The organism is Parvularcula dongshanensis (genome assembly GCF_014199615.1).
GTDB lineage: Bacteria > Pseudomonadota > Alphaproteobacteria > Caulobacterales > Parvularculaceae > Parvularcula > Parvularcula dongshanensis.
On sequence record NZ_JACHOB010000003.1, the window covers coordinates 269,180 to 283,234 of the forward strand.

Genomic DNA, 14,055 nt, shown 5'->3' on the forward strand with positions numbered 1-14,055 from the left:
TATGCAATACGATATTGAAGCGCTGCTCGACGCGAAAATTGATCTGGCGGAGACTGTCGCAAGTGGTCACGAGTGGGATCTGTTTATCTCCGCTTACAATAATAGCGAGCGCGTCCAGTCTGTTTTTCCTACGATTCCCGCTATCCGGCGAAGCTGGTGGGCAATTCCCGAATATGGCTACACACCCGATGAGCTCCAGAAAGTCTCGGATATAGTTCATTTAAATCAAGGGTCGGAAGCGCAGGTCGTGAAGTCCGGCTTAATCGGAAGTGGATTTGATCGCACAGCGAACCAACGATTATGTGTCGATATAACTGGACTGATGCGAACACATATTCTCTTTCTCATGGCGTATCTTCAAGACGCGGGCGTATCCCATTTCGACCTTCTCTATACCGAGCCTGCGCAGTATTCTCGGCGCGCCGAGACACGCTTCTCCATCGGCGAAGACGTACGCGTTGTTTCAGTCGAAGGGTACGTAGGTACCCATGAACTTGATACGAGCGGTGACCTGCTGGTGGTTGGCATCGGCTACGATCACCACCTCATTTCGCATGCGATCCAGGCGAAGGAAAATGCTCGCGTCATTGAGCTGCATAGCTTTCCTTCGCTTAGCGCTGATATGTACCACGAAAGCATCTTAAGACTCGATCGGGTAAGCAGCGAACGATCTCGGCTTAGCGAGGATGTTCATTACGCTAGTGCGAATGATCCGTTCGTTGTGGCCGCTTCCCTGGCAGCGGCTGTAAAGAGTGCAGAAATGCGTCGGCGCATTACAAATGTGTACCTCTCCCCACTCGCAACTAAGCCTCAAGCCGTAGGTTTTGGACTGCATTATCTCAAAAGGATGCGTGGAAGCGCCACATCGATCGTTTACCCAGTGCGCGAAAGCTACGACAAGGAAACATCGACTGGAGTAGGACGTTCTTGGATCTATCCGATCCATTTGTAGCATCCTGCCTGTCACTTAAGCCGCCTGCCGCGGTCTGGATGAGTACACAGTTAGGGACAAGACCAGGAAGCATTTACCCTTCGGATAGCGGGCCGACTTGAACCGAGGACGCTAGCCGCACCCGTAGCAATACGATCTTATCGTGGTCCTTAGCCGCACTGTAGAGGACGGGCCGCCGCACCACGCCGTCCGGCGGAGGCGTCCCGCATACGGGGCGCCGGGACCGGATGACGGACTCGCCGCCATCCGCACCTGTCGTCGCGCGCTTCGTGCCCTGCCGGGCGGTGGGGGGTGGCCGCTGCCCTCCCCCCGCAAGCGAAACGAAGATGACCCGTGACGGCTCGCGGGGCGTCGCCCTGCGTTCGCCTTCGGCCCCTGATCGGGCCCTCGCCTCCCGCGCGCCGCTGACCGCTCGGCCGTCCGCGCCACGTCGTCAGGTTTCGCTTGGCACCCCCCGCCCGCTCCTCGCCGGAGAGGCAGGGGTGATGACGGGGCCATCACTCCCTGCCCCGATCATCGAGGAGAGAAGACGGTGACGAGCACGACGACGGAACGAGAAGAGCAGCAAGCCGCCTTCACGCCGCGGGTCTACCTGGCCTGCCTGGCGAGCTACAACGCCGGCATCCTGCACGGCGCATGGGCGGAGGCGACCGACGAGGACGCCTTGCGCGAGGCAGTCGCGGCGATGCTGGCGGACAGCCCAACCGCCGGCGCTGAAGAGTTCGCGATCCACGACCATGAAGGGTTCGGGTCATGGGGACCGGACGAGTACGAGGGACTGGCCGACGTTGCAGCCAAAGGCGCGTTCATCGCCGAGCACGGTCCGCTCGGCGCGGAGGTACTGGCGCACTTCTCCGGGCGGCTCGACGAGGCGGAAGCCGCCTTCGACGAGTATGCGGGCGAGTGGCCGGACCTCGGGCATTTCGCTGAGGACCTGACCGAGCAGTCGGGCGTCACCATCCCCGACAGCGTCCGCCTCTATGTCGACTACGACGCGATGGGGCGGGACCTCGAGCTCGGCGGAGATGTGTTCACGGTCCGAACCAACTTCGACGCCGTGCACGTGTTCTGGACCGCACGGTGGGGGGCGGGACGATGAGCGAGATGCACCCCGCACCGAACCACAGCACGGGGGCGGCCGAGTCGTTCGGTCCCCCTTCCCTGCCCGACGCCTATGCATGCGGCGCGATCAATGCGCGGCATGCAGCGCGCGAGGCAATGGCGCTCGCGGCGCACCGCGTCCGTATGAGCGGCGGCAAGGGCAGCCTGGCCGCCCGCCGCGCGCTCGCTCTGGCGGACGTCGCCGTGCACGAGGCGATCACCCGCCTGATCGAAGGGGGCGAGCGATGAGCCGACCCGAACGCGAGGCGGAGGCCACCGCGATCGGCCTTCAGACGCTTGTGGACGGCGTGCGGCCGATCACCCTCGCCGACCGGCTGGCCGTCCGCGCGGCCGAGCCGATGCGGCCGCGGCGCGATCCCTACGCGCGGCAGAAGGCCTGCGACCTCGGCCTGTTCGACGAGGTGGGGCGGGCGCAGATCGGCCTCGTGGACTTGCTGGCCAACAGCTGACCCGACCGCGACCGGCAGCGCTTTCCACCGCCTGCCGGTCCGGGGCCGCGATCGAAGCGGCACGGGCCATCGAAGCCCCTGCCGCGTCCCGCCGCGCAGGAAAGACCAAGGGGGGACGAAAGTCGCGCCGTCCCCTTCGTCCCCTCCCTACACCGCCTCGCCAGACCATCCTTCTGGTCGTCGCCACCCATGCGGCGGAAGTTTTGGAGGGACGGGAATGGAGACCTACAAAGGGGGCAAAAGGCAGCCGGATAATCCGCCTCTGACCGCCTTGAAAGGCAGTGCCAACGCGGCGGAACCTGTAGTCGAAGCAGCCCTTAGCTACGCCAAAAACACTGCCCACGACTGGCTACGCTTCGGCGTTCCAGTCTGCAAAGAGCCACGCGGCCAGCACGCTTCGGTCGCCTTCTTCGCGCCCGGTCAGACCTTCGCCTATGTCCGCTGGCGGGGCGGCGAACACGGCACGGCGGACTGGCAAATCTACGTCTGCCGGGCACCGATCACCGGAGCGGAGGGCGCCGGAGCAACGCAGATCGTACCGGGTATCGAGCCCGGTGCGGAGGTGCTGCTTTACGCCCCGACGCCGCACTATGCCCGCCGCGTACTGTCCCTTTGCAAGCGGATCGAGGCGGCGGGGACGAGGCTCGAAACGGTCCCACCTCTCTACTGGCGCGAGGCGCAGGCCGCGATGCGGTGCCAGAAGCCGGTGCCGACTTTTGTGCCGAAAGCGTGGGGTTCGGCATGACGGTTCCGGCGGCGAGCGATGATCGAGGTTGGGCCGGACGCGCAGGCCGGACTGACGCAGCGAAGCGGAGGAAGGCTACGCAAGATAAAGAGGCTGGGCCCCCGAGGGGGCGTCCGGCCAGTCTGCACGTCGGGTTGGGGGTGCCCCCGAACGAGGGGGCGGTGACCCGCCCCCTGCGGAAACGGGCGCGGCGGTTGCCGTTCGGCGGGTGGCCAACTGGAACCGTGACGTTCCGTGTACTGGCGTGCTGTTACGGCGATGCAGCCGAACGCCGTGAGATCGGTGCCGCGTCGCTTGCATTTGCCGATCCGGTCCAGGGGCGCGCATGACGGACGATCGCGACGACCGCTTCCGGCCGCGCCCCGGACGGGTCGGCAACAGCGCGGCCCGGGGACGCTCGCTGTCCGTCCTCGCGCAGGTCAACCGCCGCATCGGCAAGGCCGGCCGTTCGGGCGGCTCGTCCGGTGCATCGGGCGGACGCGTCCGCGGTGCGCGTTACGCGACGCTGCCGAACCGTGCAGCGTCGGACCGGCGGCGCGTGGTCGTGAAGGCGCGCGTGCACCGCCTGTCCGGCAGCGGCGCGAAGAACGCGCGGGCGCATCTGAGCTACATCGAACGGGACGGCGTCGAGAAGGACGGCAGCGAGGGGCGGGCCTACGACGCACGCGACAACCGCGCGGACACCACCGCCTTCCAGGACCGATGCGAAGGCGACCGCCACCAGTTCCGCTTCATCGTCTCGCCGGAGGACGGCGCGGAGATGGAGAGCCTGCGCCCCCTCATCCGCGACCTGATGGCGAACATGGAACGCGATCTCGACACCGATCTCGACTGGGTCGCGGTGGACCATCACGACACGGGGCACCCGCACACGCACATCGTGCTCCGCGGCGTACGGGACGACGGCGGCAACCTCGTCATGGACCGGGACTACATCGGCCACGGCATCCGCCAGCGCGCTGAAGAGCTGGTCCGCCTCGAGCTCGGTCCGCCCACCCCGGAGGAAGCACGCGAGAAGCTGCAGCGGCAGATCGGTCAGCAGCGCGTGACGACGATCGACCGGATGCTGGTGCGCGCGGCGGACGGCAACCTCACCGTCGAGCCGACCAGTGTCCGCCTGCACGCAGACGGCGCCGTTCGGCCGCACCACCTGACCCAGCGCTTGCGAACGCTGCAACAGCTCGGCCTCGCCGCCGAGACCGCACAGGGGCGGTGGCAGCTGCACGGTCAGCTGACCGAGCGGCTGACGAGCTTGCAGCGACGGGGCGAGCGGCACGAAGCGATCGCGCGCGCCTTCCAACGCCGCGAGTCGGCGCACCGTCCCGGCCCCGCGAGCTACGGCACGTTCGACCCGTCGGAGGGGCGGGCCATCACGGGCCGCGTCGCAGCGATCGGTCTGTCCGGCGAGCTGACCGGGCACCGCTACGCCGTGATCGAAGCGACGGACGGGCGGACGCTCTACGCCGAGATCGGTCTATCAAACGGCGGACCGCACGGCGACGGCCTCCGCAAGGGCGACGTCGTCACGCTGACCCCGGCGAGGCTGACGCCCTCGAAGGCAGACCAAACGATCGCCAGTGTCAGTCGCCTGAACGACGGTCTCTACTCGCCGGTCAGGCACGCCCAACTGGAGCGCGGCTCGTCCGAGCCCTACCTACGCAGCCACGTCCGCCGGCTCGAAGCCGAACGACGGTTGGGCAACGCAGAGCGTCTTCCGAGCGGCACCGACTGGCGTGTGCCCGACGACTACCTGCAGCGGATCGAGGCGCGGCTCGCCAAGCGAGCGCAGAGCAGACCCGTCGAGATCGAGACACTCACGGCTGAGCCGCTCGACAAGCTCGCGACCGCTCGTGGGGTTACCTGGCTCGACCGCGTGCTGGCAGGCGAAGCGGAACCGGGCACCATTGCCGCACAATGTCTGCCCAGGCAGGGCTTCGGCCGCGAGGTACAGGACGCCCTCCGGCAGCGAGCCGACCGGCTCGTCGAGCAGGACCACGCGGTGCGCGGCGAGGACGGCAGTGTGCAGCTGCGCCGCGGCTTCCTACGACGGCTGGAGCGCGAAGAGCTGGCGCATGTCGCCGGCAACATCGAGCGGGAGACCGGTAGACGGTACGTCCCCACCGGCGACGGCGGCAGCATCGAGGGTGTCTACGCTCGCTCCGTCGAGCTGCAGTCCGGCCGCTACGCGCTGATCGAGAACGAACGCAGCTTCCACCTCGTCCCCTGGCGGGACGTGCTGGAACGCGCCCGCGGCCGCGAGGTCAGCGGCGTGATGCGGGGGCGGTCGATCAGCTGGAGCTTTCGGCGACAGCGTGACTTGGGGCTCGAACGGTGAGCACCGCGTGCGGATCGAGCCGGACGCAATTCCGTCCGAAGGGAAGAAGGCCAGGCGCGTTGCCTGTCTGCCACGCAACGAACTTTCTGCACGAGCTGGCGCGCACGCAAATGCCCGCTGCGTCCCAGCAGTACACGGAACGACTGTGAGGGAGCCAGCGAGCAAAACTGTGCATTTGCGCCGTACCGATGGTGCGCCGATCTAGGTCGTCCGCCCTACCGGAGGACCGCCCGCCCGTGCGACCGTCGCTGATCCAGTGCCTGCAGATCGCCGCGCTCGTCTTCTGGACGATCGCGGGGCTGCAGGTGGCGACACAGCAAGCGGCGAGACTGCTCGCCTACGACACGCAGCTCGGGGCGCCCCTCTTAGAGGCGGCAGGTGTTCCGGTCTATCCGTTCTGGCGGATCATCGCCTGGCGCTTCGCCTTCGGCCAGTACGCGCCGACGACCTTCGCCACCGTCTATCCGTCGATCCTGTTCGGCATCGCTGCGGGCGTAGGACACGCCTTCGTCCTCCTCTTCGTGCCGGACGCGTCTGTGTACCACGACCCCTTCAGGCTTGCGTTACGACCCCCGCCGCGCATCCCGTGGCGACCCTCACCGAACGCGCGCTTGTCCCAGCTGATCGTGCACGCCGAAGCGGAGGTGCGGGCAGCGAAGCGCGATGCCATCGAACGAGCGGTGCGGTCGGGCGAGGCGGAGGCCGCGAAGCGGCTCGCTGAAGCTGAGCGAGCGCAGACGCCGCGCACGGCGGGAGCACCAGTGGCGCGGTCTGTCACCAGCAGGGGACTGGACGGTGGTTCGCCTAGTCAGGAGCCGAGCGGGACACGAGCACGCGGAAGGTTGCCTTGCCTGCACGACCCCGATCCAAACCAACTCGGTTTGCCCTTCGGCAGTGATGCCAGACCTGCGACCGGTCCGACCACAGCCAGGCCGTCCGACGCCCCGCCACCCCCCATCACCAACCGCCGTCACCGAATGGACTTCCTATGAGCCGCAAGCCGAAGCTGAACGTCCGCATCACGCCCGAGCTACTGGCAAAGGTGGATGCCGCTGCGTCCTCACCCCGCGTCACCAAGGCGGAGGTGGTCGAGCGCGCCCTGACCGAGCACTTCGATCCCGCTCGCGATGCCGACCGCTTCTTGTCCCTGCATCGCCTTCTCGATCGCGAGTACCGGCAGCTCAAGCGGATGGACCACGCCCACCGCGTCGGCCTCGAGATGTTCGCGACCTTCGTGCGGTCCTACTTCGCCGTCACCCCGCCCTTGCCGAAGGCCGAACGAGACGACGCCCTGGCGCTCGCCGCTCGTCGCTTCGAAGGCTTCCTCGACACCGTCGCGCAGAACGTCCGCGAGGGCGGGGCCGTCGAGAGCGTGCTGCAGGATGTCTCCGGAGCGGAGGGGCAGGCGCGGGACTGAACACCACACGTTACCGGCGGAGTGTCGGAAGATCGCCTGACCTTTCCATCTGCGAGCCAGAACAGGCCGTAGCGAGCGATAGTACGGGCCAAGCGAGCAATCACGTGCACGTCAGAGAGAACGCTCGCTACACGGTTCCCAAGACGGTTCCCAGCCTATCGGCACACGGTTCCCAACTCGCAAACCCTGATGATTGCTGGTGCCCCCAGAGAGACTCGAACTCCCGACCTACTGATTACAAATCAGTTGCTCTACCAGCTGAGCTATAGGGGCCCGCACGCTTCGTGCGCCGGACGGCGTCGAGGGTCAACGGCGAAGCCGCTGCGGCCGTCCGTTCACACGCCTGCATGGCAGCCCGCGCGCGGCGCGCTACTTTCCGCCGATGAGCACTTCCGTCTTCGAAACGCAGATCCGTCACGACCCTTATGAGCGTCATGACGACATGCAGCCCGTCCTGGACGAGGACGCGGTCGCGCGCATCACGCGCTATGGCGAGACCCGGACGGTCGAGGCCGGAGAGATCCTCTTCGAGATCGGCGACTCCCAGACCGAGTTCATTCTGGTCCTGTCGGGCCTCGTCGCGATCGAAGTCGACGGTTGCGACGGAACGACGACGGTCGTCGAGCACGGCCGGGGCGGGTTCACCGGCGAGATCGACATGTTCTCGAACCGCAAGGCGGTGGTCAGAAGCGTTTGCCGCGAAGCGGGAGAGATCGCCTATCTCGGACGCGACGCGTTCAGGCGGATGCTGGCCCGGAACGCCGATCTGTCCGAGACGATCATCCGCGCCTTCATCCTGCGCCGGACGGGCCTGATCTATACCGAGCAAGGCGACACCATCCTTCTGGGCGAGGACGACCTCGGCGAGACGCTCGCGCTGCGTTCCTTCCTCTCCCGCAATGGCCACCCGCACAAATTCGTCGACCCCTCTGACGAACCGGACTTTGCCCGCCGGGTGATGGAGACCTTCTCTTTGTCCAAGGAAGACCTCCCGGCCGTCATCTGGCGGATGACCGAGGTGTTGAAGCGTCCCTCCCCGCACGATGTCGCCGACCTCCTCGGCCTCAGCCAGCCGAGCTGTCCGCGGGACGTCTACGACGTCGCGGTCATCGGCGTCGGCCCCGCCGGTCTGGCCGCGGCCGTCAACGCAGCGGCCGAAGGCATGACGGTCATCGCGATCGAAGGGACCGCCCCGGGCGGCCAGGCCGGCACGTCGAGCAAGATCGAGAACTACCCTGCCTTCCCGACCGGCATCTCGGGTCAGGCGCTCTCGAGCCGCATGCTGCTCCAGGCCCAGAAGTTCGGGACCGACATCATCACCCCGCGGACGGTGAAGGCGATCGCGTGCGGCGCCCGCCCCTACACCCTGACCTTGGATGACGACCAGGAACTCCACGCCCATGCGATCGTGATCGCCAGCGGTGCGCGGTGGCGAAAGCTCGGCCTCGACGGCGAAGACCGGCTGGAGAACGCCGGCCTCTACTACGGGGCGACGCCCGTGGAGGCGGCGCTGTGCGAGCGCGAAGAGGTGGTGATCGTCGGCGGCGGCAACTCGTCTGGCCAGGCGGCGATCTTCCTCTCGCGCAAGGCGCACCGCGTCCACATCCTCGTCCGCACCGAGAACCTCGCCGTATCGATGTCGGACTACCTCATTCAGCGCATAGAAGAGGCCGAAAACATCGAGCTTCACTTCTGCACCGAGGTGATCGCCGTCGAGGGCGAACGTCACCTCGAAGCCATGACCTGGCGGGACAACAAGACCGGCGAAGAGGTCGAGAAGGACATCCGCCACCTCTTCGTCATGATCGGTGCCGTGCCGAACACGGAGTGGCTCGACGACTGCGTTCTGCGCGACCCGAAGGGGTTCGTCCTCACGGGCAGCGACCTGCCCGCCGCCGCCCTCGTCGCGCGGGAGTGGGACGTCCCCCGAATGCCCTACACGGGCGAGACCTCCCGCCCCGGCCTCTTCGCGGTGGGCGACGTCCGGTCGGGAAGCGTCAAGCGCGTCGCGTCCGCCGTCGGCGAAGGCGCGATCTCGGCGCAGTTTCTCTACAAGGTCGTGCACGAGGACGACTGAGTTGCCGCTCAGCGCGGCACGCCCGCCCGGTCGAGATGCGGCCCGAGCCTGCCGGTGACCGCCAAGCCGAACATGCGGAAGTCGGCGAGCAGCGACCAGAGCGGATAGCGGAAGGTCGCGGGCCTGTTGCGCTCCACGGCCACGTGCCCGATCCACGCAAAGGCGTAGCCCGCGACCGGAACCAGCAGGAGCAGCCACAAGTTCGCGGTAAAGACCGCCCAAAGAAAGAAGAGCAGGACGAGTCCCGTGCCGACGTAGTGAAGCGCTCGCGTATGCGGGCGGGCATGCTCCCGAAGATAGAAGGGAAAGAACGCCCCGAAGCTGTCGATGCGCTGTCCGTCGGCCATGCCCGCAGATTAAGGGCGGTGAGGCTCGTCACCAAGCGAAGGGTTCAGCGTGCCGTTCGCCGCCTCGCGGCGCTCCGCGCTTCGAAGGAGGACGCGTAGCGCCTGCCGCGTGCGCGGTCCGGCCCTCATCAAGCCGACGACGTCGGCGCGGAACGCTTCGTCGCGAAGGCTCGTCAGCACGCCAAGCAACAAAGCGTCGTCGCCAACGCTGTCTGCCGCTTCCCAGATCAACGCCAGGCGTTCCGCCTCGGTCATGGATCGCCCTCCTCGGACGGAACGTAACGCGAACGCGACCCCGCCGCTACCCGAGGTTGCAGTTAAGAATCGATTCTCGTACGAGGTGAAGGATCGAGGAGGCGCTTCCGTGAACGCGCGAGAGACACAGCCGCAGCCGACCCCAGGTGCGCCGCAGCAGCTCGACGTGCTCGCCGGCGAGGCGGTTCAAAGGCTGCGCGAACGTGCGGGCCTGTCCCGCGCGGCCCTCGGCGCGGCATGTGGCGTTTCGGGTGCGCAGATCGAGAAGTACGAGACCGGCATCAACCGGATGTCCCTGTCGCGCTTCCACAAGCTTGCGACCGTCCTGGGAACGACGCCGGACCGCCTCCTGGCCGAACTCGTTCCCGCCGTGGCGCCATCGCCCGCCCTGCCCCCTGCCCGCCGGGTTCGGGCGGCGGAGCTCGCGCTGCTGGCTGGCCGGCTGGAAGACGACGTGGTCGATCACCTCCTCGGCCTGGCCAGGGCGTTGTCGCGCTGACCGCCCTGGATGCTCGCTCCTCGCAGCGCTAGGCACGGTCCAACGATGGGAGGCGGACATGCCGGGTTTGTGGCTTGAGGAGTTCGAGGAAGGACAGGTCTTCGAGCACGAGTGGACCCGGACCGTCACCGAGGGGGACAACATGCAGTTCTCACTGATGACGATGAACCCGCAGCCCCTGCACATCGACCGGCACGCGGCGGCGCGTTCGGAGTTCGGTCAGCCTCTGGTCAACAGCCTCTTCACCTTGGGCCTTCTGGTCGGAATGACGGTCAACGACACGACGCTGAACACCACGGTCGCGAACCTCGGCATGGACAAGGTCCGCTTTCCCGCGCCTTTGTTCCAGGGCGACACCGTGCGCGCCCGGACGACCGTGCTGACGGTGCGGCCCTCGAAGTCGCGTCCCGGCCAGGGCATCGTCGGCTTCCTGCACGAGATGCTGAACCAGGACGGCGTGCTGGTGGCCTCCTGCGAGCGGGCGGCTCTGATGAAGGGTAGGCCAGCGGCGGGTTAGGCGACGGGCGTCGCGGCGGCCCGTCGGCGGGCGGGACGCGGGGCGGCGGCCGCTTCCTCGGAGCCTGCGGAATCCCCGAAGCGCCAACGGTCGATGACGTCCTCGACGAAGCTTGGCGACTTGACCTCGGCACGTCGTCCGGCACGCACCGGGACGGCCGCCTCGGGCAGCTCGTCCACGACCGGCATGCCCGGTGCGGGCATCCCCTCCCCCGCCCCGATCAGCTGACGCTCGCCGAGCGTTCCCGCGCCGTCGAGCAGCGAGGCGATGCTGTCGGGCGCACAATCCCGCAGCCGCCGCCGGTCCGCTTCGGACGGCAAGCGGTGGGTCAGCAAGGTCGGAAGGTCGCCGAGCACGCGCTGGCTCACGCCGGCCGGGTGGGAGGAGACGACGCCGAGGCCGATGCCGTGCTTCGGGCCGTCCTGAACGAGCATGTGGACCGCGTCGCGGCAGAGCTTGGTCGCGCCCTCCGCCGCGCCCTCGGGCGCGAAGCGGTCGGCGTCCTCCAGCACGACGAGAAGCGGCAGCGCGCCGCCGGTGCCCTCGCCGAGCGCACCGGCGAGGCGGCAGATCACGCCGGCGATCAGGCGATCGATGCCGAGCGGCAAACCGCCGAGCTGGATCACCGACATCGGGGCGGCACCGGAGCCCAAGCAGAACACCGATCGCAGCAGGGCACCGAGCGTGTCCTCCGCCGAGACCCTGCCGAAGATGACGGAGAGTCGGGCGTCGCCGAGGCTGGTCGCGAGGCGAGAACGGAGCCTGCGGTGCGCCGCGGCCCGCTGCGTCTGGTCTGACGAGGCGTTCCGATCGAGCCAGCCGAGCAGGTCCATGACGCGGTAAGGAAGCGGCCCGTCGACGGAGAAGGGTTGTCCGCCATCGCTGCCGCTTCGTTGCAGCATCCGACGCCGGGCGGCGGGGATCGCTTCTTCGAGAAGGGCCCGTTCGTCCTCGGCGAGGGTACCGCCGTTCAGCGACAGCACCCAGGCGAGTTCCTCGACCGTGAGGAGCCAGTGAGGCGCGAAGCCCGGTCCCGGACGCAGGATGCGCGCGGCGCGGCCGAAGCTCCGTCCGTACTCGTCATGGGGATCGAGAAGGATCGGGCGCACGGGCGCTCGGGCGCGGAGCATGGTGCGCAGGAGAACCGCCAGCGTGCTGCTCTTGCCTGTCCCTCGCCCGCCGAAGATGCCGAAACCGGAAGACAGGGCCGGGATCCTCGCGCACAAGGGCACGCGCCCGATCTGGCCGAATTGGCCAGTCTCGCCGCCATAGAGGCGACCGAGGTCCGCCTCGCCGGCCAAGCAGGCCTGATCGCCCAGCGCGGGCGTCGTACCGCCGCCGCGGGTGAAGCCCGACGCCTCGTCGAGGACGCCGCTGAGGGAAACCTCGGCGATCCAAAGCTCGCTCGCGTCGTCTTGGACCGCAGGCGCGGGGATGGTGACCGCCGTGACGATCCCGACCGCACGGCGCGGCGCCTTGCCGAGAAGCAGAACCTCGCCCGTTCGCGGCGTCGGGGTGGCAGGGTCATGCTCCAGCATGACGAGGATCTGCGCGCCCGCATTCGCGATGACCCGGCCCACGCGCCGCGTTGCCGCGCCCTCGCCGCCCGGCGTGGGGTCTGTCAGGGTAAGGACGTCCTGTGCCGTCACGAAGCCATCGCCCTTTCGGCCTCGGGCGCAGCCGCGCGCGCCGCGACGGGCAGAGCGAAGCGGAAAAGGTGTCCGCCGCCCGGCCGCGTCTTCATGTTGAAGCGGCCGCCATTGAGTTCGATGAAGCTCTTGGCGATCGGCAATCCGAGGTCGCCGCTCGCGAAGCGGCGGTTCAAGCCCTCATGAACCTGTTCGAAGACCCGCATCGCAGCCGCGAGCTCCTCGGAGGTGCGGCCAGGACCGTCGTCCTCGACGCTGAGATAGACCCAGTTCGCAGCGCTGCCGGCGAGCCCCGTCCGCACCGTGACGGTTACCGTCATGCCGGGCCGGGACCGCGCGGCCGCGAACTCGATGAGGTGGCTGAGCGCGGTGGTGATCTTCTCGGGATCGGCGTGCACCATAGGCAGGTTGCCCGGCACGTCGAGGCGCAGCGCGACGTCCTTCTTCGCGAGCTTCTCGGTCAGGGTCCGGGCGACGTCGTCCGTCGCTTCGCTCACGCCGAAGATCGCCTTGCGCAGCTTCGTCCCGCCGCTCTCCGCGTCGGCGACCTCCAGGATCGTGTTGATGTGGGAAAGGAGGAGTTCCGCCGACTGAAGGATGTGGTCCAGGTACTCCCGGCGCTGATCGTCGCCGAAGCCGTAGGTGTCCGCTTCCTTGAGGAGGCCCGCAAAGCCGGTGATCGCGTTGAGCGGCGTGCGCAGCTCGTGGTTCATGCTTGCGAGGAAGGTGCCCCGGGCACGGTAGGCGAGTTCGGCTTCGACCCGAGCCGCACGAAGAGCCACGGCGCTTTGCTGCCGCCGAATCGCGTCGCCGTAGCGGGCCGCGTAGCGAGACAGCAGCGCACCACCCTCTTCCTCGTCCTCGCGGCGCAGGCTCATCGATGACTGAATCCCTCTGGAACGGGATTCAGGGTATGGTGACGGCTCTTAAAGGGGGGTTAAGCTTAACGCGCGCTTGTCCCGAAGCAGGCCGACAAAGCGTCCCAAATCGGCGATCCGACGATCGCCATCGGCGCTCGCGCGCGAGCCTTCACTGCGGGGTGAACCCTCCTAGGGTCTTCGCTGTTCTCATCCCAAGGGAACGACGAACGAACAACGGAGGCATTCATGCCCGCAATCAAGGAAGCGAAGATTCTCATCGTCGCGACGGACGGATTCGAACAGGCCGAGCTTCTCCAGCCACAGAAGGACCTGTCGGACGCCGGCGCCACCGTGCACGTCGCCTCGCTCGAGGAAGGCGAAATCAAGGGTTGGGACAAGGACCACTGGGACCAAAGCGTGAAGGTCGACCTGACGGTCGATGCCGCGAACGCCGACGACTACGACGCGCTCGTCCTGCCCGGCGGCCAGATCAACCCGGACAAGCTGCGCACCGAGCGCAACGTTATGGACCTGATCCATCGCTTCGACGACCAGGGCAAGCCGATCGCCGCGATCTGTCACGCGCCTTGGCTTCTGATCGAGGCGGGCCTCGCGGACGAGGACCGGACGATGACCTCCTACAGCTCGATCAAGACCGACGTGCGCAATGCGGGCGCGACCTGGGTCGACCAGGAAGTCGTCGTCGACGGCAACCTCATCACGAGCCGCAACCCGGGCGACCTCGACGCCTTCGGCAAGGCGATCATCGACGCGGTCGAGAACGGCGTAGAGTCGCGCGACGCGGCGGCGTAGGCGCGATCGGGGCGGCGC

General features: G+C 67.6%; 16 protein-coding genes and 1 tRNA gene. 12 read left to right on the forward strand and 5 right to left on the reverse strand.

Annotated features, from left to right (window positions below):
- The first annotated feature begins 1 nt into the window (after nucleotide 1).
- The 8 genes from GGQ59_RS09225 to GGQ59_RS09260 all read left to right on the forward strand — a co-directional run bounded on the left by GGQ59_RS09225 (nucleotide 2) and on the right by GGQ59_RS09260 (nucleotide 7,020).
- Nucleotides 2-952, forward strand: coding sequence for a hypothetical protein (locus tag GGQ59_RS09225; RefSeq protein WP_183817802.1), 951 nt, complete (start codon nucleotides 2-4; stop codon nucleotides 950-952).
- 532 nt (nucleotides 953-1,484) lie between these two features.
- The gene (locus GGQ59_RS09230; protein WP_183817804.1) at nucleotides 1,485-2,051 is read left to right on the forward strand and encodes an antirestriction protein ArdA; all 567 of its coding nucleotides are present in this window, start codon (nucleotides 1,485-1,487) and stop codon (nucleotides 2,049-2,051) included.
- The gene (locus GGQ59_RS09235; protein ID WP_183817806.1) at nucleotides 2,048-2,302 is read left to right on the forward strand and encodes a hypothetical protein; all 255 of its coding nucleotides are present in this window, start codon (nucleotides 2,048-2,050) and stop codon (nucleotides 2,300-2,302) included. The genes GGQ59_RS09230 and GGQ59_RS09235 overlap by 4 nt, the downstream gene beginning before the upstream one ends.
- Nucleotides 2,299-2,523, forward strand: a complete 225-nt coding sequence (locus tag GGQ59_RS09240) for a hypothetical protein (RefSeq protein WP_183817808.1) — start codon at nucleotides 2,299-2,301, stop codon at nucleotides 2,521-2,523. The genes GGQ59_RS09235 and GGQ59_RS09240 overlap by 4 nt, the downstream gene beginning before the upstream one ends.
- Nucleotides 2,524-2,740: 217 nt before the next feature.
- Nucleotides 2,741-3,268, forward strand: a complete 528-nt coding sequence (locus GGQ59_RS09245; protein ID WP_183817810.1) for a DUF2840 domain-containing protein — start codon at nucleotides 2,741-2,743, stop codon at nucleotides 3,266-3,268.
- A 325-nt stretch (nucleotides 3,269-3,593) separates the two neighbouring features.
- On the forward strand, nucleotides 3,594-5,603 hold the full coding sequence (locus GGQ59_RS09250) for a DUF3363 domain-containing protein (RefSeq protein WP_183817812.1): 2,010 nt from the start codon (nucleotides 3,594-3,596) through the stop codon (nucleotides 5,601-5,603).
- A 236-nt stretch (nucleotides 5,604-5,839) separates the two neighbouring features.
- Nucleotides 5,840-6,595 carry a hypothetical protein gene (locus GGQ59_RS09255; protein WP_183817814.1) on the forward strand — a complete coding sequence of 252 codons (756 nt, stop codon included), beginning with the start codon at nucleotides 5,840-5,842 and terminating at the stop codon, nucleotides 6,593-6,595.
- Complete coding sequence (locus tag GGQ59_RS09260) at nucleotides 6,592-7,020, forward strand: hypothetical protein (RefSeq protein ID WP_183817816.1); 429 nt, start codon at nucleotides 6,592-6,594, stop codon at nucleotides 7,018-7,020. Before GGQ59_RS09255 ends, GGQ59_RS09260 begins: the two co-directional genes overlap by 4 nt.
- A gap of 197 nt (nucleotides 7,021-7,217) precedes the next feature.
- Here the strand turns inward: GGQ59_RS09260 and GGQ59_RS09265 are convergent.
- A tRNA-Thr gene (locus tag GGQ59_RS09265) sits at nucleotides 7,218-7,293 on the reverse strand.
- 109 nt (nucleotides 7,294-7,402) lie between these two features.
- Between GGQ59_RS09265 and GGQ59_RS09270 the strand changes: the two genes are divergently transcribed.
- Nucleotides 7,403-9,097: an FAD-dependent oxidoreductase gene (locus GGQ59_RS09270; protein ID WP_221400969.1), complete on the forward strand. Its 1,695-nt coding sequence runs from the start codon at nucleotides 7,403-7,405 to the stop codon at nucleotides 9,095-9,097.
- 8 nt (nucleotides 9,098-9,105) lie between these two features.
- On the opposite strand, the gene GGQ59_RS09275 is transcribed toward GGQ59_RS09270, so the two are convergent.
- Nucleotides 9,106-9,444, reverse strand: coding sequence for an Mpo1-like protein (locus GGQ59_RS09275; RefSeq protein ID WP_183817818.1), 339 nt, complete (start codon nucleotides 9,442-9,444; stop codon nucleotides 9,106-9,108).
- Between the two features lie 9 nt (nucleotides 9,445-9,453).
- Nucleotides 9,454-9,699, reverse strand: coding sequence for a hypothetical protein (locus GGQ59_RS09280; RefSeq protein ID WP_183817820.1), 246 nt, complete (start codon nucleotides 9,697-9,699; stop codon nucleotides 9,454-9,456).
- A 109-nt stretch (nucleotides 9,700-9,808) separates the two neighbouring features.
- Between GGQ59_RS09280 and GGQ59_RS09285 the strand changes: the two genes are divergently transcribed.
- Nucleotides 9,809-10,198: a helix-turn-helix domain-containing protein gene (locus tag GGQ59_RS09285; RefSeq protein ID WP_221400970.1), complete on the forward strand. Its 390-nt coding sequence runs from the start codon at nucleotides 9,809-9,811 to the stop codon at nucleotides 10,196-10,198.
- Nucleotides 10,161-10,715: a MaoC family dehydratase gene (locus GGQ59_RS09290; protein ID WP_343074312.1), complete on the forward strand. Its 555-nt coding sequence runs from the start codon at nucleotides 10,161-10,163 to the stop codon at nucleotides 10,713-10,715. The genes GGQ59_RS09285 and GGQ59_RS09290 overlap by 38 nt, the downstream gene beginning before the upstream one ends.
- Here GGQ59_RS09290 and GGQ59_RS09295 read toward each other — a convergent pair.
- Both GGQ59_RS09295 and GGQ59_RS09300 read right to left on the reverse strand, forming a co-directional pair.
- On the reverse strand, nucleotides 10,712-12,364 hold the full coding sequence (locus GGQ59_RS09295; protein WP_183817826.1) for a helicase HerA domain-containing protein: 1,653 nt from the start codon (nucleotides 12,362-12,364) through the stop codon (nucleotides 10,712-10,714). The genes GGQ59_RS09290 and GGQ59_RS09295 overlap by 4 nt on opposite strands.
- A complete protein-coding gene (locus GGQ59_RS09300) occupies nucleotides 12,361-13,242 on the reverse strand; it encodes a sensor histidine kinase (protein ID WP_183817828.1) in 882 nt (293 codons plus the stop codon). Before GGQ59_RS09300 ends, GGQ59_RS09295 begins: the two co-directional genes overlap by 4 nt.
- A gap of 228 nt (nucleotides 13,243-13,470) precedes the next feature.
- On the opposite strand from GGQ59_RS09300, the gene GGQ59_RS09305 reads away from it, so the two are divergent.
- On the forward strand, nucleotides 13,471-14,037 hold the full coding sequence (locus GGQ59_RS09305; protein ID WP_183817830.1) for a type 1 glutamine amidotransferase domain-containing protein: 567 nt from the start codon (nucleotides 13,471-13,473) through the stop codon (nucleotides 14,035-14,037).
- Nucleotides 14,038-14,055 lie beyond the last annotated feature (18 nt).